Origin of the sequence: Bacillus cereus group sp. MYBK30-2, assembly GCF_051915945.1 — a bacterium.
GTDB classification, from domain to species: domain Bacteria; phylum Bacillota; class Bacilli; order Bacillales; family Bacillaceae_G; genus Bacillus_A; species Bacillus_A paramycoides.
This window is the reverse complement of record NZ_JBQAFR010000001.1, coordinates 45,468-65,939: the sequence shown is the minus strand read 5'-3', so window position 1 is coordinate 65,939 and position 20,472 is coordinate 45,468. Positions and strand designations below refer to the sequence as shown.

Genomic DNA, 20,472 nt, shown 5'->3' with positions numbered 1-20,472 from the left:
ACTTCATTTGAAAGTATAAACGTTTTTTCTATTTAAAATATTATCCTTTCCTTAAAACATTTTGAAACATTTCTGGCTTATTTTGTTCAAATCCCTCTATTAGTTCCTTTCCAAATATCGTTATACTCTTCTCCCAAGGATGACCTAAATCCCCCCACTTATAATCATTCTGAATAAAGAAATATTGAGACTCCCACGACTAAAGTCGCAAGCCCGAATCCTTACGGAGTTACGGGTGGAATTCTTGAATGACTAGACGTTCGCAGTCCATTTCTGTTTTGAACAGCCTTCAAGATGAGGGCATCTCATTGCCCCTCCTAAACCAGACCATATGGGTGCTTAGGCTGATTGACTTTTACCATCAATCACAGTTGCGTAGCGAATATTCATCGCCCCAACGATATCACGGTGTTTCTCAAACCCACATTGACACTTGTATTTTCTGTCTCGTGCCCTGTTCTTTTCAGAACATCTCGGACAGCTTTGACTTGTATAAGCCGGATTCACATATTCAACCTGAATACCAACTAATGCTGCTTTGTATTCAATAAATTGTGACAAACGATAGAATGACCAAGTGTGTAGGTTTTTTTCGTTTTTACGGCTTGTTCTTACCGTCTGTCTTATATTCGTTAGTTGTTCTAATCGAATGACAGAAATACGATTATCAATCGCAAAATCAATGATTTCACGACTTATTTTGTGATCTTTATCTTGCATCCATCTTTGTTCTTTATCATCAAATCGCCGGATGGCATTCACTTTTTTGTCTGTAAACTCAATCCAATTTTTCATTAAACAACTGCCTTCCCTTATAATTTCAAAGGATTTCCACTCGGCAATCCCGAATATATAAATAACCATTCTCGCGAGGAGCGAATGTAATATGAATCTATTCGAACACGAAACGTAAGACCGCTTCATTTTAATAAGAGGTCCTCCCTTTCTCATTTCTTACTATATCACTCATTAACGAATTAGGAGGACAATAACATGAAACGTGATCCATTATTTTCAGCACTATTAAAAAGTGCAAAGACAAATTTTAGTGGCTGGGACTTTTCTTTCATTTCAGAAACTGGTCGAATGAAGAGCGAACCTTTATCGTGGTCATACGGCAGTACCGCTTTCCAGCTTATGCAACGTGCAAAATCAATGTTAGATATGGGTACTGGGGGCGGAGAGTTTTTATCTATGTTACAACCGTTTCCGTCCAGTATTTATGCTACTGAAGGCTATGCTCCAAACGTACCAATTGCTCGAAAGAAATTAGAGCCTTTAGGAGTTACAGTTGTGGAAGTGACTGATGATACCGCTTTGCCATTTCCAGACGATCAGTTTGATTTAATTGTGAATCAACATGAATCATATTCTGTTTCTGAAGTGAAAAGAATTCTTTCCTCCAATGGAACATTTCTTACACAGCAAGTCGGTGGTCTTGATTGTGCCCATCTTAATGAGCTGTTTGGTGCACCGCTTAATTCAGAATTTGCAAGTTGGTCACTCGAAACAGCATGTAGTGAATTAAAACAAAGTGGATTTACAATTATAGAAGCGAAGAAAGAGTTCCCTCTTCAACGTTTTTATGATATCGGTGCTGTCGTCTATTATTTAAAAGCAATTCCGTGGCAAATTCCTGATTTTACAGTAGAAAGATATAACAAGGAATTATATCGCATACATGAGATCATCTTGCAAAAAGGATATTTTGATGTGAAGCAACATCGCTTTATCATTAAAGCAAATTATGTAGAGTAAAGCTTAAATTAAAATTCCTTGCAAAAAGCCAAATCCAATAAAGGATTTGGCTTTTTTTAGTATTTTAACGGGGCTTCTCCTATTGAGAAACGAGATGTTTTACATGTCGTTTTTTCGTATCATCTTCTGTCAAAATAGAAGTTATGTAATCAATAATATTCCGGTTTTCATAAATAAAAGTATGTTCTAAATAGTTATCCTCTGTTAATAATACTGGTAAGTATCTTTGTAAATTGCTAACTACACCTCTGTTATCACCATCTAATATCCAATCGATTGACTTCCATTCTAATATTCCTTCAGCCGTGCTTAATGGTGTGTCCATATGTACTCCATCTGGTAAATCAGCAAGGAATACATACATTCCCTCACTATCCCGAGGCTCGTCTTTATCTTTAAAGATAACATTCCCCTTATACGTTACACTTTGAAGCTGAATTCCCGTTTCCTCAAACGTTTCTCTAATTACTCCTTCATATGGGGTTTCATTATTCTCAATTTTACCGCCAACACCATTCCACATTCCCATTGTCGGCTTTTTGTTCCTATTCAAAAGGAGTATGTTATCCTCTTTTCTAATGAAGCATATTGTGTACTTATACATACTATCATATCCTTTCTATTTCCTAACCGTTAACTTAATATAAAAGCGTTACTTATCATCACCCTAACAGGAGCACTTGAGGATGAAAAGGTTCATCTAATTCATTCGTTGTTTTTTGAAGAAAATAAAATAACTAGACTAAACTAGTCTAGTATTTTCATTTTCGAAAAAGGATAATATATAAATTCCACCTTGCCAATAACGTTATCTTCTTCAATATATCCTAAGCCATTTCGACTATCCCTACTATACTCACGATTATCTCCCATTACAAATAACTTATTTGGTGGAATCTTTGTCTTTTGAAAGTTGTAAAACACTTGTGTATTGTTATATAGGTCTTTATTTATATACGGTTCATCTTGCTTTTTGTCATTAACATATACACTTCCATTCGTTATGTTAATGACATCACCAGGAAGTCCTATTACGCGTTTTACATAATATTTCGATCCATCTTCTTCTTTAATAATGACGATTTCTCCGTGCTGTATGTCAGAAACATGTACAGCGGCTTTATTTACAAATACGTAGTCTTCTTCATGTAAAGTCGGTTGCATTGATTTCCCTTCAACTTTACATAAGGTAAAAGACTGATACACTACTACCAAAACAAATATAAATAGTATGTACTTTCCCCAGCCGCCCTTGATCTCCTTTTTCATATGTATTCCCACCTTATCAAAACACTTTTCAGCTCAAAAATATATCACTGCACAATATGGTTTCATCTGTGCAGTGATATACTACAATTTTAATTTCGTTTTTTACTGTACATTATTCGGCTGTTGTGCGACCGGGACTGCACTTACACCTGATCTCTGTGCTTTCAAATCAAAATACGCATCCAAAATTTCTTTACCAATTGCAGAATTAATACCTGATTTATCATTATTCACCCACGGTACAACAACAGAAAAAGCTACTTCCGGATCAGCGTCATATGGTGCATAACCGGCGAGAGTTAAATTATAACATTTTTTCCGGTTATTGTTCTCATCTCTTCCAATATCACTTTCCCCACCATATACCGTCTCTGCTGTTCCTGTTTTTCCAGCCGGTTTATACGGTAGACCTTTAAAAGTTCCAGTACCTGTCCCATCAGCTTCCTGGAAAACTCTTCTAAACCCTTCTTTTACATGATTAATATATGTAAGATCCATATCCACTCGATTTAACACGACTGGTTCTATCGATTGAATGACTTTTCCTACTTCCTCTGGTCTATTTGGTTGCTCTCTAATTTCCTGCACAATTTGTGGTTTCATCCGGTAACCACCATTTGCAATTGTTGACATATATTGCGCTAGTTGCAGCGGCGTATATGTATCATATTGTCCAATCGCATAATCAAGTAAAAAACCTGGTATATTATCTGTTCTACCTATTTGACCCATCGATTCATTCGGTAAATCTATGCCAGTTGGCACGCCTAAACCAAATTGTCTAAAATAATAACGCATTTTATTAAATGCTTCTTGTTTAATATCTAACGGATTGTTTGGTACGTAATCAACCCCTGCAATTTTTAAGGCCGTATTAAACATGTAGACATTGGATGATACTTGCAATGCCCTTAAATCATCAATATCTCCAAAGTCTTTCCACGATTTCTTCGGCTTCGAACTTCCTTTAAAGAACATTGGGGCATCAAAGAAATGTGTATATGGCTTAATCGCTTCTGTTTGATATCCCGTTAATACCGTAGCTCCTTTCACCGTTGATCCTAACTCATAAGAGCTTATCATCGTTCCTAAAGCGTAGTCTTCTATTTGGATTCCACCGTCTTTATTTACAATTTTCTTCCCTGCCAATGATAAGATTTGGCCATTTTTTGGATTCATCATAACGACGAACGCACGGTCCATCATCGGTTCTGAAGAATGAAATGCCCTTAAATTTTTTTCAAGACTTTCCTCCACTTTCTTCTGTAGATCCATATCAACTGTTAATATTAAATTGTTTCCACTTTTTCCTTTTGTCACTTTTTCAGTCCGAATAATATTTCCCGCTTTATCAGTAATATTTTTAGACTGTTCTTTCGTCCCATGCAGTGCATCTTCGTATTGTTTCTCGATGTAACTCTTACCAATACGATCATTTCGGTTATAATCTCGTACTAAATAATAGTCTAATTGCTCCCTCGGTAATCCTTCATTCTCACTAGAAACACTACCAAGTACAGAACGGAGTATTTTGTCATTTGGGTATTCACGCTCCCAATCTACAGTCGTATCTACGCCTGGCAAGCTCGACAACCTTTCACTAACTACTGCGTATTCATTTTGACTAACATCTTTTTTGACAATTTGGGGTGTCATTTTATATCCCGCATTCATTTTACTTTTAATTGCTAGTACTTCTATATCTTCTTTTGAAAGCTCATTTAATTCTTCTTGTGTAATTCTTTCCCTTCTCAATTCTTCCACTTTTTTATCTAAGTCTTTTCCTTCTATTTTCCGCTCTCTAAATGTATTCTCATCATCTTTTGTTACTTTTTTTGCTGCACGCTCTTCATTTAACTGCATCCAAAAGTCTTTTTTATCTGTCTCTGTTAACTTGTCCATATCTTCTTGTGGCATTTCGATTAACTGTGCCAATCCTCTTGCTACTTTTAAAACTTCCTTCGAGTCTACCCCTTTCATTTTCGTGTATGTAACTGTTCGTAACGGTTTATTATTAACAATAGGTTTTCCTTCTCGGTCAAACATTTTCCCTCTAGGTACAGGAGTACTCACCGTTACATCTTCCTTTTTATTCACTTCATTTCGATACGTTTCTCCATCAATGATTTGTACTTTACCTAGCTGAATAATAATAGCTGAAAATAAAAGAAATACGACAAAAAATAATACATTTAATCGAAATGGAATATGAGTCTTTTTCTTTTTCGACTGTTTCTGCTTCTCCTTTTTCTGTCTCATTTTGCTCCCTCGCTTCATTCTATTAACATTTCTCTGCATGAAAAAAATACGTTCCCTACATTGCACGCAAATACATCATTATGTATCAAATTTATTTATATGATATATATAGAATTTTATATTAATTACAAAAGAAAGAAAAGATTTAATTTTCAGTTTTCTATGTTCATGCCCTATTTATTACCATTCCCCTTACTAAGCAATAACATGAATATATTTCATACAAAAAAACTGAGGTGGCCACCATTCACCTCAGTTTTTTAATCAAATCATTATTCTTTCATTGAAGATAGGCTTTCTACAAATTCACCAATCTTATTTTGGAAAACATAATCAAAATTATATTCTTGTCCTGTTAACTCTTCATTTACTAAAATTGTTGTTGCCCCTACTTCTCTCTTTGCCATTTCTGGGAATGAAGCGACAGGCTGTACTTTTAATGACGTTCCCATTACGAGAAGTACATCTGTTTCATATAAACGTTTTATCGCATTTTGATATTGTGGTAACGTATCTCCGTATAAAACAACATCTGGATTTAGAATGAAATTACATTTCTCACAGCGCGGCACTTCATGATCAATCATATACTGTAAATCATATCCCGCTTTACACTTCGGACAATGCGCAGTTTGAAGTGTTCCATGTAAATCAATTACATGTTTACTTCCACCTAATTGATGCAAACCATCAATATTTTGCGTTAAAATCGTTATGTCTTTTCCTTGTTCCTCTAGCTCTGCTAAAAAGTGATGCCCACGATTCGCTTCATATTGATGAAACGTATTAATTTGAAAGATTTCTTTATAATGCTTCCAAAATTCTTTCGGATTTCTATTATAATAGCCTCTTGATAAATACATCTCTACATTCGCATCAGCATATAATCCATTTGCTGAACGAAAATCAGGGATTCCACTTTCCGTGCTTGCACCAGCACCTGTTAACACTGTAATTTTCTTTGCTTTTTCTAATATCGAATGTACTTCCTCATATTGCTGCACAAAAATCACCTCTATGTATATTCATACACTATATTATACCAGTTGTTTACAGATGGTGTTGTACAATTCGCTTTATTTAATGCGTCGCATTACTTATTCAATTACAATAAAGTTATTTAATTTTAATTCCTCAAACTAGCATAAAACCATTCGAAAGTTCAAAAACCCTTTAAAAATGCCTCTTAAACATAAAAATCAAAAATTCCAATTCATTCATGGTTTAAAACACCGATGAGCTGAAGTTTTCCTCGTTGATATAAATATCCAAATAAAATAAAATATAGATTGTGAAGGGGGTAATAATTGTGAAAAAAGTTTTGGCAATGACTTTAGGCTTGCTAATTGTAGCAAGTGGGTGCAGCTCGAAAGTATATGACGAGCAAGTTGATTCAGGTAGAAAAGCAATAGAGAAAGGTGAATATGCAGATGCTGTGAATTCTTTCGAGAAAGCAGCAAAAGAAAAATCAACAGATGAAATCCAGAAATACATTCGTTTAGCAAATCATATGCAGGATAGCGCTTCTGCACTAAAGGATGAAAAATACGAAGTAGCAATTGCAAATGCTGAAAAAGTTACGGAAGAAAAAACAGATGATAAAATATACAAATCTGCAAAAAAACAAGCAGAGAAAATCATCAAAACCGTTAAGGGTTCACAAGAACAAATGGAATCAGCAAAGAAAGAGATGCAATCAGGGAAAGATTTGTTAACTCAACAAAAATATGATGAAGCCTATGAAACTTTCAAGACAGTCGCTGAAAGAAAAGAGCCACAAGGACTTGTAAAAGAAGCAACAATTTTAATGAATGAAGCTGTAACGGCAAAAAAACAACATGAAGATGAACAAGTAAAGTTAAGAAAAGAGAAAGCAGAAAAAGAACAAGCTGCGCTTGAAAAGAAAAAAGCAGAACAAGAAAAAGCTCAGCAGAAAGTAAAAGAAGAAACTAAGAAACAGCAAGATACTGTCGCAGATACAGGTGAAATAACTGAACATGAAGCCGCAGATCTCGTACGTAGCCAATATAATTTCCCGATAAGTGTAGTAGTAGAATATGACCACGACGATGAAAATGGTAATTATGTCATCCATGTGTATGAAGATCACCCTGACCACACTGCTACATTAGGATGGTATGCTGTAAATCCGAAGACCAAAAAAATCTTTAAGGCAGTATAAGATACTAGCGAATTATAAAACTGAACAAAGAGGGCTTCATCAGCCCTCTTTGATTAACATACTTTTTACTTAATGCGTCGCGCCCCCACATTCAACAATATCTATTTCCACTTCTGTTGTTACCTCAACTGCTAATTGTATCCCTTTACGAATCGTAGAAAGTGACATACTCGGTTGCCCTGGATAATTACTCGCTTGTTCTGGTAGGAACGGAATATGAACAAAACCACCTTTTATTTTCTTATCATGTTTCTCTAGTTCATACATGAGACCATAGAATAAGTGATTACAAACGAATGTACCTGCAGTTTGTGAAACGGAAGTTGGTATACCTTCTTCGCGAAGTCTTTTTACGATTGCTTTCATCGGAAGTGTGGACCAATACGCAATAGGGCCTTCTTCTACAACCGGTATATCCACCGGCCTGTTCCCTTCATTATCAGCAATTCTTGCATCGTCAACGTTAATTGCTACACGCTCTATCGTAATATCTGCCCTGCCCCCAGCTTGTCCAATACATATAATAATTTCAGGAGTCAGCTCTTCTATATACTCTTTTAATACTTGTATTGATGTATGAAATACGGTTGGAACTTGTTTACTAATAATCTTGTACTCTCCGATTGTTTTTTCATGCAAACTTTTTGCGACTTCCCAAGCTGGATTGATGCTTTCTCTGCCGAACGGATCAAATCCCGTTAGTAATACTGTTTTCATAGTTTCACTCTCCTAATTAGAAACGATATACAAGACCGTACATTATAAACATATTTATAATGAAAATCGAAATAGCAATTGGTACTTGTGCCTTAATGACAGCATTTTTATCTTTCAGTTCTAAAAGCATCGCCGGAACGATATTAAAGTTTGCCGCCATTGGCGTAATCAATGTTCCGCAATATCCGGCAAACATGCCGAGTGCTGCCATAATCGCTGGATTCCCTCCATGCATTTGTACAATTAGAGGTAACCCGATTCCGCCAGTAATTACTGCAAACGCTGCGAATGCATTCCCCATTACAACAGTAAATAGCATCATTCCTAAACAATACGCCATAACAGCAACGAATGGATACTCTGTCGGTAACACTTGGCCGACTAAATCAGAAACAACTTGTCCAACGCCAGACTTCGCGAAAATACCGCCAAGCGCCGCTAACATTTGTGGTAAAATAACAGCCCAGCCAACAGCTTGTAATAATCTACTTCCTTCTTGAACAGGCGTTGTTATTTTCGCCTTTGTGATGCTCATCGCCGCTACGAAAGCGAGTAACGCTCCTAATGCTAGTGCAATTAATGTCACTTTATCAGGATCAACAAGTGCGACATTTCCCCATTTGATTTTCCCTAACGTTAGCGTTCCGATAATTGTAAAAATAGGTATTAAAAGTGCAGGCATGAAAATTTTATTTTTTAATTTCTCAGCATGTTTCACACGTTCTTGTACTGGTACTTCTTTCTCCTGAGATTTTGTTACTTTATTTAATGAAGCTAAAACGACCATGACAAGTACAATACAGCCAACATAAAACGAAGGGATTACATTTCCAAATATAAATGTAACTGCAAACAATGCCCAAAATAAACTAGAACCAAATCGGTTTGGATGCTCACGATCAAATGCAATCCGAACCGCGATAAATGCAACGATTATACCTAATAAATAATAAATTGTATCCATTGTTATTACGTTCATTTTATATAGCCTCCTTCTCTTGTTTCTCTTCTGCTTTCATTGTTTTCGCTATATACTTATCAAACCTTCTAAACCTAATCCAGCTTACAATAAGGGCAGATATCGCAGTTGGCATTCCCCAAAGCGCCATATCCCATACACCGACATGCATTCCTACTGAATCGAAGAACCCTTTCATTAATAAAATGGCACCAGTTGCGATAAAAATATCTTCTCCGAAAAACCAAGCTGTGTTTTCCGCAGCTGCTGCGTTTGCTTTAATCTTCTCTCTTAATTTTTCAGGAAGTTTACCATACCTTCCTTGCGCAGCTCCCTCTGCCATTGGTGCAACAAGTGGTCTCACTGTTTGCGCATGACCTCCAATATTAAGTCCAAGTGCCGCTGAGGATTCTCTTATCGTAAAATATGACATTAATACTCTTCCAGTTGTAGCTCCTTTTGACTTCGTTATAAGTGCCTCTGCTCTTTCCTTTAGCCCATAACGCTCTAATATCCCGATTACAGGTAAAGTTAACAATATTGGCATAGACATATATCTGTTTTCTACGAAAAATTTACCGAACATGCTGATCACATCATAAAAGCTTAAGCCTGAAACCATACCAGTAACAATACCTGCAACCATAACTACTAACAGTGTATTTAATCTAAATAAAAAACCAACCGCAACAAGTAAAATTCCAATTAATTTCACCATTTGTAACACTTCCCCTCATTTTTTATTTTGGTGCACTTATAGAAATACCGTTAAGTTCGAATGTTCTGTATATTCTTCCCACAAATTGTACTGCTTTCTCTCCATCTCCGTGTAAACATATCGTTTGCGCCTGAAGTGCTACTTTCCCTCCAGTAACTGCTTCTACATACCCTTCTTTCACCATTTGAAGTACTTGGCTTATTGCTTCGTCTTCATTTTTTATAAGAGCATTCTCTTCTGTACGGCTTGTTAAAGTTCCATCCTGCTTATACGTACGATCAGCAAAAGCTTCTTGTACGAAAGTTACGTTATACTTTTCCGCCGCTCGCGTAAATGCATCGCTATTCGCTAATCCGTAAAGTAATAGTTCAGGGTTTATATGAGAAATTGCCTTTGCGATTGCATCCGCAATTTCCGAATCAGTTGCCGCCATATTATATAGGGCACCGTGTGGCTTTACATGATGCATATTTCCTCCAGCAGCTTTAACAAACCCGTCCAATGCGCCAATTTGATATAAAACATAATCGTATACTTCACTTGGTGAAACTTGCATGTTCCTTCTCCCAAATCCAATTAAATCAGGAAATCCGGGATGCGCCCCGATTGCTACATTATGTTGTAATGCTTTTTCAACTGTTTGCCGCATAACGGTCGGATCACCAGCATGAAAGCCACAAGCAATATTTATTGAGGAAACGAACGGAAGAATTTCATCATCATTCCCCATTTTATAAGCTCCAAAACTTTCTCCTAAATCACAGTTTAAATCAATTGTAGTCACGATGTTTTCCTCCTAATCTCAGCTTCGTAAAGCGATGAATTTCTTTACTAGACTCATATTTTCTTCCTGCTTTATATATAATTGTTCAGCTTCTTCCATAGAGATTTTTTCAAAAGTTACATAGTCTCCTGGTTTCAACTGCGCTAGAAGAGGTAAATCTACTGAAATGACATTTCCAATTCTCGGATAGCCACCTGTCGTTTGTCTATCTGCCATTAATATAATAGGCTGTCCACCATTCGGTACTTGAATTGTTCCGAATGTAACTGGACTCGATAAAATTTCTACTTCTTCAACTCTATTTAAAACTTCTCCGTCAATCCTATACCCCATACGATCAGCATAATTGGACACTTTATACTCTTTCGTAAAAAACGACTTTGTACTTTCTTCTGTAAATTGATCATATTCAAAGTCTGTTATAACGCGAAGAGTAGGATGCTTCTTATATTTTGGTAACGCCTTGTTACAAATTGCCCACTTCGTTTTTATACGCTTTTCTTCTTGTAAGTTTTGTATGAAACGACTCGCTACTTCTGCTCGTGTACCAATTTGAAAATAGTCTCCTTTTTTCAGCATTCTCCCTTCCATACCGCCAATAGCAGCACGTATGTAAGTACTTTTGCTTCCCATCGTACGATCAATATCGATACCGCCCGCAAAGGTCACATACGCCCTACACCCGCTTTTCGCTTTTCCGAAACAAAGCATGCTTCCTTCTTCAGCTAACACGGGACGCCATAACGGAATACGTTCTCCATTTAATAACGGTTCCATATTTGCCCCGCCAATCGCTAATAAAGTCGTTTTCTTTATTAACAATTTAGGCCCCATTATCGTAATTTCGAGTCCAGCTTCATTCTCTTCATTGCCAACTAACATATTAATCATCCTGAGTGCGCTCTTATCCATAGCGCCTCCAACAGGTACACCATATTGTTGATAATGATAACGTCCTAAATCTTGGACTGTTGTAAACATCCCAGCATGCAAAACCTCTACATCCATTCTTTAGCCCCCTCTAACGATACGTACTCTTCCTTTGTTATCGGGATAAAACGTAAATACATACCACTTTGAATATAGGTAGGTGTTTCGTCTTTCGGATTAAATAAAAGGATTGGTGTTCGGCCAATAATATTCCATCCGCCCGGCGTTTCAAGCGGATAAATACCTGTTTGATTTCCGCCAATACCTACTGAACCAGGTGCGATTTGTAACCGTGGTGTTTCTTTTCTAGGTGTTTCTAATTCTTTCTGTAATCCTCCTAAATAAGGGAAACCAGGTGTAAAACCTAACATATACACAAAATACGTCGTTTCACTATGTATTCGAATAACATCCTCTACTTGTAACCCATGATAATACGCGACCTCTTCTAAATCTGGCCCATATTCTCCCCCGTAGCAAACTGGTATGGAAATATGTTTCACATCCCTTTTCATCTCTTCCTTATAAGTATCATATAGCCCATTTATGTACTGGCATACGTAATCATATGGTCTTATATTTCTATCATTTTTCTTCCATACTTCGAACAAATTGTAGTACACCGCTAATGAAGTAAATGACGGAACACATTCTATCATCCCTGAAAATGGATGTTGCTGCAGTGCTTGAAATAATCGCTGTACTTTTTCATATATGTCCATCCCGATTTCTTCACCAAATGTAACAATAATTGCTTGATCTCCTAACGTAGAAAATTTCATCCCATTCCCTCTTTCTACTCCCAAAAACCGAGTTCTTTCGAAATGCGGTGCGCTGTTTCTTTCACTTTCGCAATAAAATACGGAATGTTACTTTCGCTATATTCAATTGCTAATCCTGAAATACTAATACCCGCTACAACAGTTCCATCATTAGCGAAAATTGGCGCTGCTATGGCCGCTGTATGATTTTCTAATTCAGAATAACTAATTGTATACCCTTCCGTTTTCGCCATATGTAATACTTCTAGCAAATGCTCTTTATTAACAATCGTTCCATCTGCAAATTGCTTTAAATTTATTGCCTCTACATATTTTCTTTTCTCTTCCTCAGAAAAATACGATAGTAAAATTCTCGGACATGCGCCGGCATACAGTGGAGCTCTTCTTCCAACCGCCGTATAAACACGTACCGGCTGAACTCCTTCCATCTTTTCAACATAAATTGCATCATTACCATCTTGGATAATTAAATTAACTGCCTGTCCTAAACTATCTCTAAGTTCTTTCATATATGGAATCGCAATATTTCTTACCGATAACCTTTGTGAAACAAGTTGACCAAATCGTAAAAAAACGACTCCGAGACGATACTTACTCTTTTCTGTTTTTTGTAAAAACCCCATCTCTTCTAACGAACCAATTAAACGATAAACAGATGTTTTCGGCATATTCGTAAGCTGAACCATCTCTGTTAAACTTAGCTTCTCATGCTCATAAAACAACTCCAAAATATCCATTGTCTTAACTGCCGTTTTATTTATACTCATCCTATCTCCTTTATGTTCCGAATTTCGGAACTTGAATTCCGTTTTTCGAAACAAATATATAATTAAAAATTATAAAATATTCTTTAAATTCTATCAATATATTTTTGAACAAATAAAAAAGTATGGAAGAATACCTCTCCCATACTTTCTCTACACTTTATAACGCTCTTACTTGTTTCAATGGCCAGAAAACAGCTTGTCCTTTTCCGACAATTTCATCTTCTGAAATAAACCCAAACATACGACCGTCTTTAGAAACTTCACGATTATCTCCTAAAACAAACACTTGGCCTTCTGGCACTTTCGTTTTCCCTGTAATTTGTTCTAACGTAAAATCAGGAGTTAATACACGACCAGCTGCTTTTTCTTTATATTCTTTTAAATACGGTTCTTCCATCGCTTTTCCGTTTACATATAAAACATCATTTTTATACTCAACTGTATCACCTGGTAAACCAATTACTCGTTTTACTAAATCATACCCTTCTTTTCCGTGGAAGATAATAACGTCAAAGCGATCTAATCCATTAATACTATAACCAATCTTATTAACGAGAACTCGCTCATTATTTTCTAAAGTTGGCATCATCGACTCACCTTGTACTAGTGAAGGCGTAAATAATATCCCTCGAACGATAAAAGCAATCCCAAGTGTAATCCCTATCGTTTTAATCCATGAGATTACTTCTTTTTTCGTATTTTTCTCCATCTTTTCCCCTCTTCTCTAACATGACAACTATTTTATTAAAACTGCTAACTCTTGTACTAACCCTGGATCAATTTCAGAAAAACATGATTTACCTTCTCTCACAGCTGTACCTACATGTGCCTGCGCGATTCCAGTTTCATCTAGCAATTGTTTTACATTCTCTTTCGTTACTCCGCTTCCAACAACAAGCTGTATATTCCCTTCACTTTCCTTTTGCATCTCTCTAAGCACCGGAATATTATCTACTACATTTCCTTGTCCGCCTGAAGTTAACACGTGAGTTACTTTATTGAATTTCTTCAAAGCTTTCATCGCTTCTGCCGGATTTTCTGTATCATCTATCGCACGGTGATACGTTACATTTATTCCATCTACAACAGATAATAAATCTGCTAATTTCTCTGCATCAACTTCATTTTGTTCATTTAATACACCTAATACAACACCAGCAGCCCCAAGATTTTGAGCAACTTCAATATCTTCTTTCATCATTTCAATTTCTTCTTCCGTATATATAAAAGACTTCGCATGCGGACGAATCATGACATGAACCGGTATTTGTACTGCTTCTACTGCTTTTTTTATAAAGGCATAACTCGGTGTTAAACCGCCTTCTGTATACGATGAAATGAGTTCAATTCGATTTCCACCAGCTTTTTCAATTCGCTTCACATCTTCTAAACAAGTTGCAATAACCTCTAGCATGAGATAACCTCTTTTCGTGCTTTTTTCTCATTATACAGCAGTAGAAATAAGAAACCTAGCTTTCTCCTATAAAACTATAAAAAGAAGAATGAAAAGAAAGATTTTTTGAGTTGATAACACATATTATATATATTGAGTTTTTAGAGGAATCTGTCCTTTAATATCGAAAAATTAGGTAAAATCGGAACTCAAGGAGAGAGGAAAATGGATACGGATTTTTCAAGCAAACATTTTAGTCTTGAAAAAGTTAGTGACGGGATATACGCTGCAATAGCGAAAGAAGGCGGTGGCGCCGTAGCAAATGCAGGTTTTATTGATTTAGGGGATAAAACAATAGTTTTTGATGCATTCAACACACAACAAGCTGCCGAAGATTTAAAGTATATTGCCGAAAAAATAACAAATCGACCAGTTACATGGGTTATAAATAGTCATTGGCACGGAGATCATATTCGAGGAAATCAGGTGTTTAAGGATAGTACTATTATTTCAAGTCAAATCACATACGACAAAATGAAGGACATTCATCCATCGAGAATCGATAAGCAGAAAAATGATATACAAGGTCTAAGAAATTATATTCAATCTTTAAAAGAACAAGTAAATCAAACCGATAATGCCAAATTAGAACATCAAATAAACTTTTTAAGCGAATTAGAAGTTTCATTACCAACTTTGAAATTAATGTTACCGCAACAAACATTTTTTGATGAAGTAACTTTTCATGGAATTAATCGTAGTGCAAAGCTTTTCACATTAGGTGATGGGCATTCATTCTGTGATGCCATTCTTTATATTCCAGAAGAGAAAGTCATATTTATGGGGGATTTATTATTTGTTGATTGTCATCCGACATTTTTTGAAGAGTCGAATCCAGAGAATTGGATTCATATTTTGGAAAAAATTTCGGATATGGATATAGAGATTGCGGTTCCAGGACACGGTTCAATTGGAACAAAAGTACATATTTCGAAATTAATAGATTATATAATTGATTTAACTGTGCTCACACGAAAAAACATTAATATCGAAGATACTATGGTTCCTATCAAATACAAGAACTGGGATTCTCCAGAAATCTATCAACAAAATTTTAAAATGCTAAAAGGTATATTAAGCCGTTAAATCAAAACATTCAGATACCATTAACTACAAACAAATAGATAAGCACTACATTTAATGGTGATTTTATAAAGAATTTGCAGATATTCGAAAACTTATTTATTAGATTCACAAGTACGTTAGTAGAACAAGGAACAGAAAAACAATAAATTTTATTAGTAAAGGGAAACCACCACATTCATCAACTTCAAAATTTTATAAGGCACCCAAAACGAGAAAATTGTACATTTTCACCCAGAGATGTTAATTTTCTCGTTTTTGGGTATTTTATTTCGTTAGCTTGATAGCGATGTGGACAGCCCCTATGTTTTATAACTACGACCGAAATGCCGCATCCGCCAGTATGGAAAGTGTTGCATCATCCATCGGCGGATTATGCAAACCGGCTCTGACGTTTAAATAATAACGATGAAGCGGATTTTTTTCTGATAAACTTTTCGCCCCGACGATACGCATCGCTTTATCCACAATAGATATAGCCGCATTCGTTACAACATATTTCACTGCCGCTAGTTCTGCTTGCAATGAAAGTTTATCTTCTGCCTCATCGTATTTTTTCGCAATTTGATATAAAAAGACACGAGCTTGCATAAGCTCAAGTTCTAATTCTCCAACTAATCTTCTAACATTCGGTAATAAACTAATAGCATGATTTAAACTATTTGGCTTGTATGATTCCGCAAACTGAACTGCATAATTTCTTGCCGATTGTGCGATTCCTAAATAACATGCTGGTATATGAAGTAACCAACCAATTCCCTTCGTTTTAACCTTTGAACCCTTTATATCAGTGAAAAAACGATCCGGTATCTCTACATTTTGTAATACAAGATCATGGCTAGCAGTTCCTCGCATTGAAACGCTATCCCAAGTTTCTTCAATTGATACGCCAAGCGTATTTCTTGGAATGACAAACTCCCCGATTTCTTCCCGGCCTTCAATACTTGCTGAAATAATAAAATAATCTAGCACTGGTGCCATCGTCGTAAAAGTTTTTCTTCCATTTATAATCCACTTATCACCTTTTTGAGTTGCTACTGTTTCTGGTTTCCCGCCGCGCGTAGGACTACCTGTCTTCGGTTCTGTTGAAGCTCTATTAAAAAGTGCACCATTACGCACTTCATTACAAAACCAAATGAACATCTCCTCGTTCCAAGAACGGTTTTCCGCTAATTCCTTTACAATACCGAGATGCCATCCAATTGACAATGCGGTAGCACCACAGCCTTCTGCTATTTTCTCTTGAAATAAAACAAAATCGTACAAGGAAATCGCATTGCCTCCCAATTCTTTTGGCAACGTTAATTTTGTATATCCGATATCTTTCAAATTATTAATATTTTCATACGGAAATGACCCTAATTCACTTAGTTGATGCTCCCTTTCCATGAACTTCGGAATCAATTTATTTATTTGTTCAATAATTAAAGATTGTTCTTCTGTTTCAACAAATGAGAGTGCCATACTATAATCTCCTTTATGTTCGATTCATAAACCGTTCATTTTGTCATTATGATTATATGAAGCTACCTCTCTATTGTTTCACTATTCCGATAAAAATACAATGTTTTTGAACAATAAGAAAAGTTCCTATATAAAGATAGATTCTTTTCTTATATTAATCCCCTTTCAATGCCTTTAATGGCAAAGAGGTTACATATCCAATATACGAGAATAATTCTTTAAAAAAGAATGGGATTTCTGTATCTAACGTTTTATATGCTGACGTTGGAGTCGGTGATGCATATGCTTCAATATTAATATGTTTTGCGATTCTCATTGCGCGTTTCATATGAAGTGGATCACTCACGATCGTATATGTGCGTATTCCGTTCTCTATGCCAACTTCCTTCGCATTCTTTAAATTCTCTTCAGTGAAAAGGGATTTTGTTTCAATTAAAATATCCTCCTCTTTTACACCTTGTTTCAATGCATACACTCTAGCAGTACGCGCTTCCTCAAGCTCTGCTTCAAACTTTGTACCACCTGTAAAAATAATCTTTTTAATATTTCCGTTCTTATATAAAGAAATCGCATGATTGATTCTTTCTTTAAATACAGGAGATGGTTTTCCGTTCCATGAAGCTGCTCCTAGTACGATTCCAGCATCCGTCTTCACATCATCTTCTGTTTTAAAGCGATAACTCCAAATATCGTAAGCTGCATAACTTACATATAAAATAATAGAACAAATCATAAGCAAGAACACTTGCAAGATTCTTCTTTTCTTACTTTTCTTACTCTTCTTATTTTCTTTCATTAATAACTGCCTCCGTACATCATCCATACTTCTATATAAAAACGTATATATCAAATCATTTTGTTTGAATTTGTTTAAAAGAAGGAACTTTTCTTGTTATATATGTATTAAAGGGTTTTCATTTAAAATTGAGGATTATCAATTCATTTTTCGTTTGCGGTTTTCATTACATTTATGTAATTTATAAGTTTATTACCATACAACTACATTGTAACGAATTTTTTCTCATAATGGAATGATGAAACAAAAGTAACTAAAAGAAGTAACAGTTTTGTAAGAAAAAAGGCATATTTTTCATCTACACGATCCATACACCTTTCCTATTATGAATTATAATTTTTCTTTATACGACTCTAACTTTTCTAATAACCGTTCTTTCACAACTGGCCATTCACTTGCAATAACACTATACACAACAGCATCTCTCACATGTCCGTTTGGCAATCTTCTTTCATTTCTAAGTACGCCTTCTTTTACTGCACCTAGCCTTTCAATTGCTCTTTGTGCTTTCTCATTTCTTACATCAGTCTTAATTTGAACCCTCAGCATATGTAACTTTTCAAAAGCGTACTCAAGTAACATATACTTACACTCTGTATTTATACTCGTACGTTGCACACTCGGGTCATACCACGTTTGTCCTAACTCAACTGTCTTATTTTTAACTGAAATGTTATATAAGCGTGTACTTCCTACAATTTCATTTGTCTTTTGATCAACAACTACAAATGGTAAATCCTTACCTGCCCCATAAGCTTTTATCGCCTTTTGAACATATTGCTGCATATCTTGAACAGTATTCATTTTAGAGATTAAATACGCCCAAATATCTCGATTTCCTTCCACGATTGAAAACATTTTTTCGACATCATTGCTATCCATTAACCGTAACTTTGCTCTTTCATGAATAATTTCCATTTATACCCCTCCTCTCTTGTAACTATATCATACAAAATAACATTTAATTATAGATATAATTAAATGTTATTTTTAAACCCACTTTTATATAAAGTGAGTTCCCTCTTTTATTTTAATTTCATTTAGCTTAATACAATTTTACTCAGCATCTCTTCCTTAGGACCAAACATACGAATTCCTTGTCGAATATAATCTTCCTATATAGGGTGTGAAGGTTCATCAATACTCGTTAATATCGTACCGATTAAAGCAACATATACGCAATCGGCGTAATAATAAGCAACGTTAAAATCGTTCTTTGTACATATAAAACAATAAGTTCAGATACTTTTAACGGGATATCTGTCGATAAAATACAAGGAATTGATGCGGAGAAAAATAAAATAGATGATACTGAAACAACCGCAATTACAAACTTTGTCACGAGCGGTGCACTTACAACTAACAATGATGGTAAAAACATTTCGGCAATACCAACTGATGCTGCTTTAGCAGCTAGTTCCGCTTCTGGAAGCTGTAGTAACCAAGTAAATGGATAAAAAATATAACTAACCCAATCAAATATTGGCGTAAACTTTGCTAAGACGATACCAATTAACCCTACTGACATAATCGATGGTAAAATTCCCATCGTCATAATAAATCCATCTTTTAAGTTCACTGCGATATTTTTCATAATACTCGGTGCAGATTTTGATACTTCTAATGCATCCTCCCAAGCTCTCTCTAACATTTTCTCTTTATAAACGGGCTCTGGGAACCCTTCTTTCGTAATATATGTATCTGGCTTTTTGCTAAGTGGCGGGATTCTTACAGTGATAGCAGTCACGATGAATGTTACAACAAGCGTAGTCCAAAAGTACATATTCCATAAATGCATAATGTCTAATGTTTTTGCGATGATGATCATAAATGTGGCGGACACTGTAGAAAAACCTGTGGCGATGATCGCTGCTTCTTTTGTCGTATACTTCCCTTCTTTATACACGCGATTGGTAATTAATAAGGCCAACGAAGGAAGCAACCGCATCAATTGCTGATCGTCCTGGTGTATTCCATAACGGTCTCATAATCGGACGGCAAAATGTACCGATAAATTCAAGCAATCCATATCCGACTAATAGCGCTAAAAACGCCGAGCCAATTGGAACGAGTAAACTTACCGATATCACTAACTTCTCATACAAAAATGGCCCAACATCTGGCGCAAAGAACCAAGCTGGTCCTACTTTCAAACAATATAATACACCAAAAACAACGCCGACTACTTTTAAAATAGAAAAACAAATGTCTACAATAGATTCACTCCATTTCTTCGTATAAAATGGACAAATCGCACCAATTACCATAACAAGCAGTGCATAATAAGGTACTACAGAAGGAACAGTAGCTCTAATCCATGATACGATATGATCAATCATAATAGACGAAGCACCGTTAATCGTAACAGGTACGAAAAACATAAACACACCAACTAGACTAACGAGTATAAACCGAAGAATAATCCCCCTTTCTCGCCCTGTCTTAATTACATTACTTTTTAATTCAATTTCACTCAAAATTCGACACCTCCTATTATCTAAATATTATGTATAATAACATCAAATTCCTTCTTTGTTAAATGAAAATTAAAC

19 protein-coding genes and 3 pseudogenes are annotated in these 20,472 nt (G+C 35.7%); 3 read left to right on the top strand and 19 right to left on the bottom strand.

Features of this window, described 5'->3' with window-relative positions:
• Positions 1 to 40: 40 nt before the first annotated feature.
• Together ACTFQM_RS00335 and ACTFQM_RS00330 are read right to left on the bottom strand one after the other, a co-directional pair.
• A pseudogene (locus tag ACTFQM_RS00335) lies at positions 41 to 184 on the bottom strand (DUF2716 domain-containing protein); the annotation flags it as partial.
• Positions 185 to 339: 155 nt separating this feature from the next.
• Positions 340 to 768 (bottom strand): annotated as a pseudogene (locus tag ACTFQM_RS00330) (RNA-guided endonuclease TnpB family protein); the annotation flags it as partial.
• Positions 769 to 993: 225 nt separating this feature from the next.
• Between ACTFQM_RS00330 and ACTFQM_RS00325 the strand changes: the two are divergent.
• Positions 994 to 1,758, top strand: coding sequence for a class I SAM-dependent methyltransferase (locus tag ACTFQM_RS00325; RefSeq protein ID WP_440033041.1), 765 nt, complete (start codon positions 994 to 996; stop codon positions 1,756 to 1,758).
• Between the two features lie 79 nt (positions 1,759 to 1,837).
• Here ACTFQM_RS00325 and ACTFQM_RS00320 read toward each other — a convergent pair whose 3' ends face one another.
• The 4 genes from ACTFQM_RS00320 to ACTFQM_RS00305 form a co-directional block, all read right to left on the bottom strand.
• Positions 1,838 to 2,362: an NUDIX hydrolase gene (locus tag ACTFQM_RS00320; protein ID WP_440033040.1), complete on the bottom strand. Its 525-nt coding sequence runs from the start codon at positions 2,360 to 2,362 to the stop codon at positions 1,838 to 1,840.
• A gap of 143 nt (positions 2,363 to 2,505) precedes the next feature.
• Entirely contained in the window at positions 2,506 to 3,027 is a 522-nt protein-coding gene (gene lepB / locus ACTFQM_RS00315; RefSeq protein ID WP_025147835.1) for a signal peptidase I, read from the bottom strand.
• Positions 3,028 to 3,129: 102 nt separating this feature from the next.
• Positions 3,130 to 5,304: a peptidoglycan D,D-transpeptidase FtsI family protein gene (locus ACTFQM_RS00310; RefSeq protein WP_440034358.1), complete on the bottom strand. Its 2,175-nt coding sequence runs from the start codon at positions 5,302 to 5,304 to the stop codon at positions 3,130 to 3,132.
• A gap of 254 nt (positions 5,305 to 5,558) precedes the next feature.
• On the bottom strand, positions 5,559 to 6,299 hold the full coding sequence (locus ACTFQM_RS00305; protein ID WP_440033039.1) for an NAD-dependent protein deacylase: 741 nt from the start codon (positions 6,297 to 6,299) through the stop codon (positions 5,559 to 5,561).
• A gap of 296 nt (positions 6,300 to 6,595) precedes the next feature.
• On the opposite strand from ACTFQM_RS00305, the gene ACTFQM_RS00300 reads away from it, so the two are divergent.
• Positions 6,596 to 7,468: a hypothetical protein gene (locus ACTFQM_RS00300; RefSeq protein ID WP_440033038.1), complete on the top strand. Its 873-nt coding sequence runs from the start codon at positions 6,596 to 6,598 to the stop codon at positions 7,466 to 7,468.
• A gap of 69 nt (positions 7,469 to 7,537) precedes the next feature.
• Here ACTFQM_RS00300 and pcp read toward each other — a convergent pair whose 3' ends face one another.
• The 9 genes from pcp to ACTFQM_RS00255 form a co-directional block, all read right to left on the bottom strand.
• Positions 7,538 to 8,185: a pyroglutamyl-peptidase I gene (pcp, locus tag ACTFQM_RS00295; protein ID WP_440033037.1), complete on the bottom strand. Its 648-nt coding sequence runs from the start codon at positions 8,183 to 8,185 to the stop codon at positions 7,538 to 7,540.
• A gap of 16 nt (positions 8,186 to 8,201) precedes the next feature.
• Positions 8,202 to 9,164 (bottom strand): DUF979 domain-containing protein, encoded by a 963-nt coding sequence (locus tag ACTFQM_RS00290; protein ID WP_002172554.1) that lies wholly within the window; start codon positions 9,162 to 9,164, stop codon positions 8,202 to 8,204.
• 1 nt (position 9,165) lies between these two features.
• Entirely contained in the window at positions 9,166 to 9,861 is a 696-nt protein-coding gene (locus ACTFQM_RS00285) for a DUF969 domain-containing protein (protein ID WP_440033036.1), read from the bottom strand.
• 22 nt (positions 9,862 to 9,883) lie between these two features.
• The gene (pxpA, locus tag ACTFQM_RS00280) at positions 9,884 to 10,645 is read right to left on the bottom strand and encodes a 5-oxoprolinase subunit PxpA (protein ID WP_440033035.1); all 762 of its coding nucleotides are present in this window, start codon (positions 10,643 to 10,645) and stop codon (positions 9,884 to 9,886) included.
• Positions 10,646 to 10,663: 18 nt separating this feature from the next.
• Complete coding sequence (locus tag ACTFQM_RS00275) at positions 10,664 to 11,653, bottom strand: biotin-dependent carboxyltransferase family protein (RefSeq protein WP_440033034.1); 990 nt, start codon at positions 11,651 to 11,653, stop codon at positions 10,664 to 10,666.
• Positions 11,644 to 12,357 (bottom strand): 5-oxoprolinase subunit PxpB, encoded by a 714-nt coding sequence (pxpB, locus tag ACTFQM_RS00270; protein ID WP_440033033.1) that lies wholly within the window; start codon positions 12,355 to 12,357, stop codon positions 11,644 to 11,646. The genes ACTFQM_RS00275 and pxpB overlap by 10 nt, the downstream gene beginning before the upstream one ends.
• Positions 12,358 to 12,371: 14 nt before the next feature.
• Positions 12,372 to 13,124 (bottom strand): IclR family transcriptional regulator, encoded by a 753-nt coding sequence (locus tag ACTFQM_RS00265; RefSeq protein WP_440033032.1) that lies wholly within the window; start codon positions 13,122 to 13,124, stop codon positions 12,372 to 12,374.
• Between the two features lie 157 nt (positions 13,125 to 13,281).
• Positions 13,282 to 13,833 carry a signal peptidase I gene (gene lepB, locus ACTFQM_RS00260; protein ID WP_002172560.1) on the bottom strand — a complete coding sequence of 184 codons (552 nt, stop codon included), beginning with the start codon at positions 13,831 to 13,833 and terminating at the stop codon, positions 13,282 to 13,284.
• 27 nt (positions 13,834 to 13,860) lie between these two features.
• Positions 13,861 to 14,538, bottom strand: a complete 678-nt coding sequence (locus ACTFQM_RS00255) for a copper homeostasis protein CutC (RefSeq protein ID WP_440033031.1) — start codon at positions 14,536 to 14,538, stop codon at positions 13,861 to 13,863.
• Positions 14,539 to 14,742: 204 nt separating this feature from the next.
• Between ACTFQM_RS00255 and ACTFQM_RS00250 the strand changes: the two genes are divergently transcribed.
• Positions 14,743 to 15,663, top strand: coding sequence for an MBL fold metallo-hydrolase (locus tag ACTFQM_RS00250; RefSeq protein WP_440033030.1), 921 nt, complete (start codon positions 14,743 to 14,745; stop codon positions 15,661 to 15,663).
• Positions 15,664 to 15,975: 312 nt separating this feature from the next.
• Here ACTFQM_RS00250 and ACTFQM_RS00245 read toward each other — a convergent pair whose 3' ends face one another.
• From ACTFQM_RS00245 to ACTFQM_RS00230, 4 genes and pseudogenes are all read right to left on the bottom strand, one after another.
• Positions 15,976 to 17,124 (bottom strand): acyl-CoA dehydrogenase family protein, encoded by a 1,149-nt coding sequence (locus tag ACTFQM_RS00245; RefSeq protein WP_440033029.1) that lies wholly within the window; start codon positions 17,122 to 17,124, stop codon positions 15,976 to 15,978.
• 154 nt (positions 17,125 to 17,278) lie between these two features.
• Positions 17,279 to 17,947 carry a YdcF family protein gene (locus ACTFQM_RS00240; RefSeq protein WP_440033028.1) on the bottom strand — a complete coding sequence of 223 codons (669 nt, stop codon included), beginning with the start codon at positions 17,945 to 17,947 and terminating at the stop codon, positions 17,279 to 17,281.
• Positions 17,948 to 18,250: 303 nt separating this feature from the next.
• The gene (locus ACTFQM_RS00235; RefSeq protein ID WP_440033027.1) at positions 18,251 to 18,838 is read right to left on the bottom strand and encodes a GNAT family N-acetyltransferase; all 588 of its coding nucleotides are present in this window, start codon (positions 18,836 to 18,838) and stop codon (positions 18,251 to 18,253) included.
• 244 nt (positions 18,839 to 19,082) lie between these two features.
• A pseudogene (locus ACTFQM_RS00230) lies at positions 19,083 to 20,397 on the bottom strand (YjiH family protein).
• Positions 20,398 to 20,472 lie beyond the last annotated feature (75 nt).

What these genes read in the sequence shown, in the direction of transcription:
- ACTFQM_RS00255 (WP_440033031.1), bottom strand. Translation starts at nt 14,538, where the DNA reads ATGCTAGAGGTTATTGCAACTTGTTTAGAAGATGTGAAGCGAATTGAA.
- ACTFQM_RS00320 (WP_440033040.1), bottom strand. Translation starts at nt 2,362, where the DNA reads ATGTATAAGTACACAATATGCTTCATTAGAAAAGAGGATAACATACTC.
- ACTFQM_RS00275 (WP_440033034.1), bottom strand. Translation starts at nt 11,653, where the DNA reads ATGGATGTAGAGGTTTTGCATGCTGGGATGTTTACAACAGTCCAAGAT.
- ACTFQM_RS00240 (WP_440033028.1), bottom strand. Translation starts at nt 17,947, where the DNA reads ATGGATGATGTACGGAGGCAGTTATTAATGAAAGAAAATAAGAAGAGT.
- lepB (WP_025147835.1), bottom strand. Translation starts at nt 3,027, where the DNA reads ATGAAAAAGGAGATCAAGGGCGGCTGGGGAAAGTACATACTATTTATA.
- ACTFQM_RS00265 (WP_440033032.1), bottom strand. Translation starts at nt 13,124, where the DNA reads ATGAGTATAAATAAAACGGCAGTTAAGACAATGGATATTTTGGAGTTG.
- lepB (WP_002172560.1), bottom strand. Translation starts at nt 13,833, where the DNA reads ATGGAGAAAAATACGAAAAAAGAAGTAATCTCATGGATTAAAACGATA.
- ACTFQM_RS00290 (WP_002172554.1), bottom strand. Translation starts at nt 9,164, where the DNA reads ATGAACGTAATAACAATGGATACAATTTATTATTTATTAGGTATAATC.
- pcp (WP_440033037.1), bottom strand. Translation starts at nt 8,185, where the DNA reads ATGAAAACAGTATTACTAACGGGATTTGATCCGTTCGGCAGAGAAAGC.
- ACTFQM_RS00245 (WP_440033029.1), bottom strand. Translation starts at nt 17,124, where the DNA reads ATGGCACTCTCATTTGTTGAAACAGAAGAACAATCTTTAATTATTGAA.
- pxpB (WP_440033033.1), bottom strand. Translation starts at nt 12,357, where the DNA reads ATGAAATTTTCTACGTTAGGAGATCAAGCAATTATTGTTACATTTGGT.
- ACTFQM_RS00325 (WP_440033041.1), top strand. Translation starts at nt 994, where the DNA reads ATGAAACGTGATCCATTATTTTCAGCACTATTAAAAAGTGCAAAGACA.
- ACTFQM_RS00235 (WP_440033027.1), bottom strand. Translation starts at nt 18,838, where the DNA reads ATGGAAATTATTCATGAAAGAGCAAAGTTACGGTTAATGGATAGCAAT.
- ACTFQM_RS00310 (WP_440034358.1), bottom strand. Translation starts at nt 5,304, where the DNA reads ATGAAGCGAGGGAGCAAAATGAGACAGAAAAAGGAGAAGCAGAAACAG.
- ACTFQM_RS00250 (WP_440033030.1), top strand. Translation starts at nt 14,743, where the DNA reads ATGGATACGGATTTTTCAAGCAAACATTTTAGTCTTGAAAAAGTTAGT.
- ACTFQM_RS00285 (WP_440033036.1), bottom strand. Translation starts at nt 9,861, where the DNA reads ATGGTGAAATTAATTGGAATTTTACTTGTTGCGGTTGGTTTTTTATTT.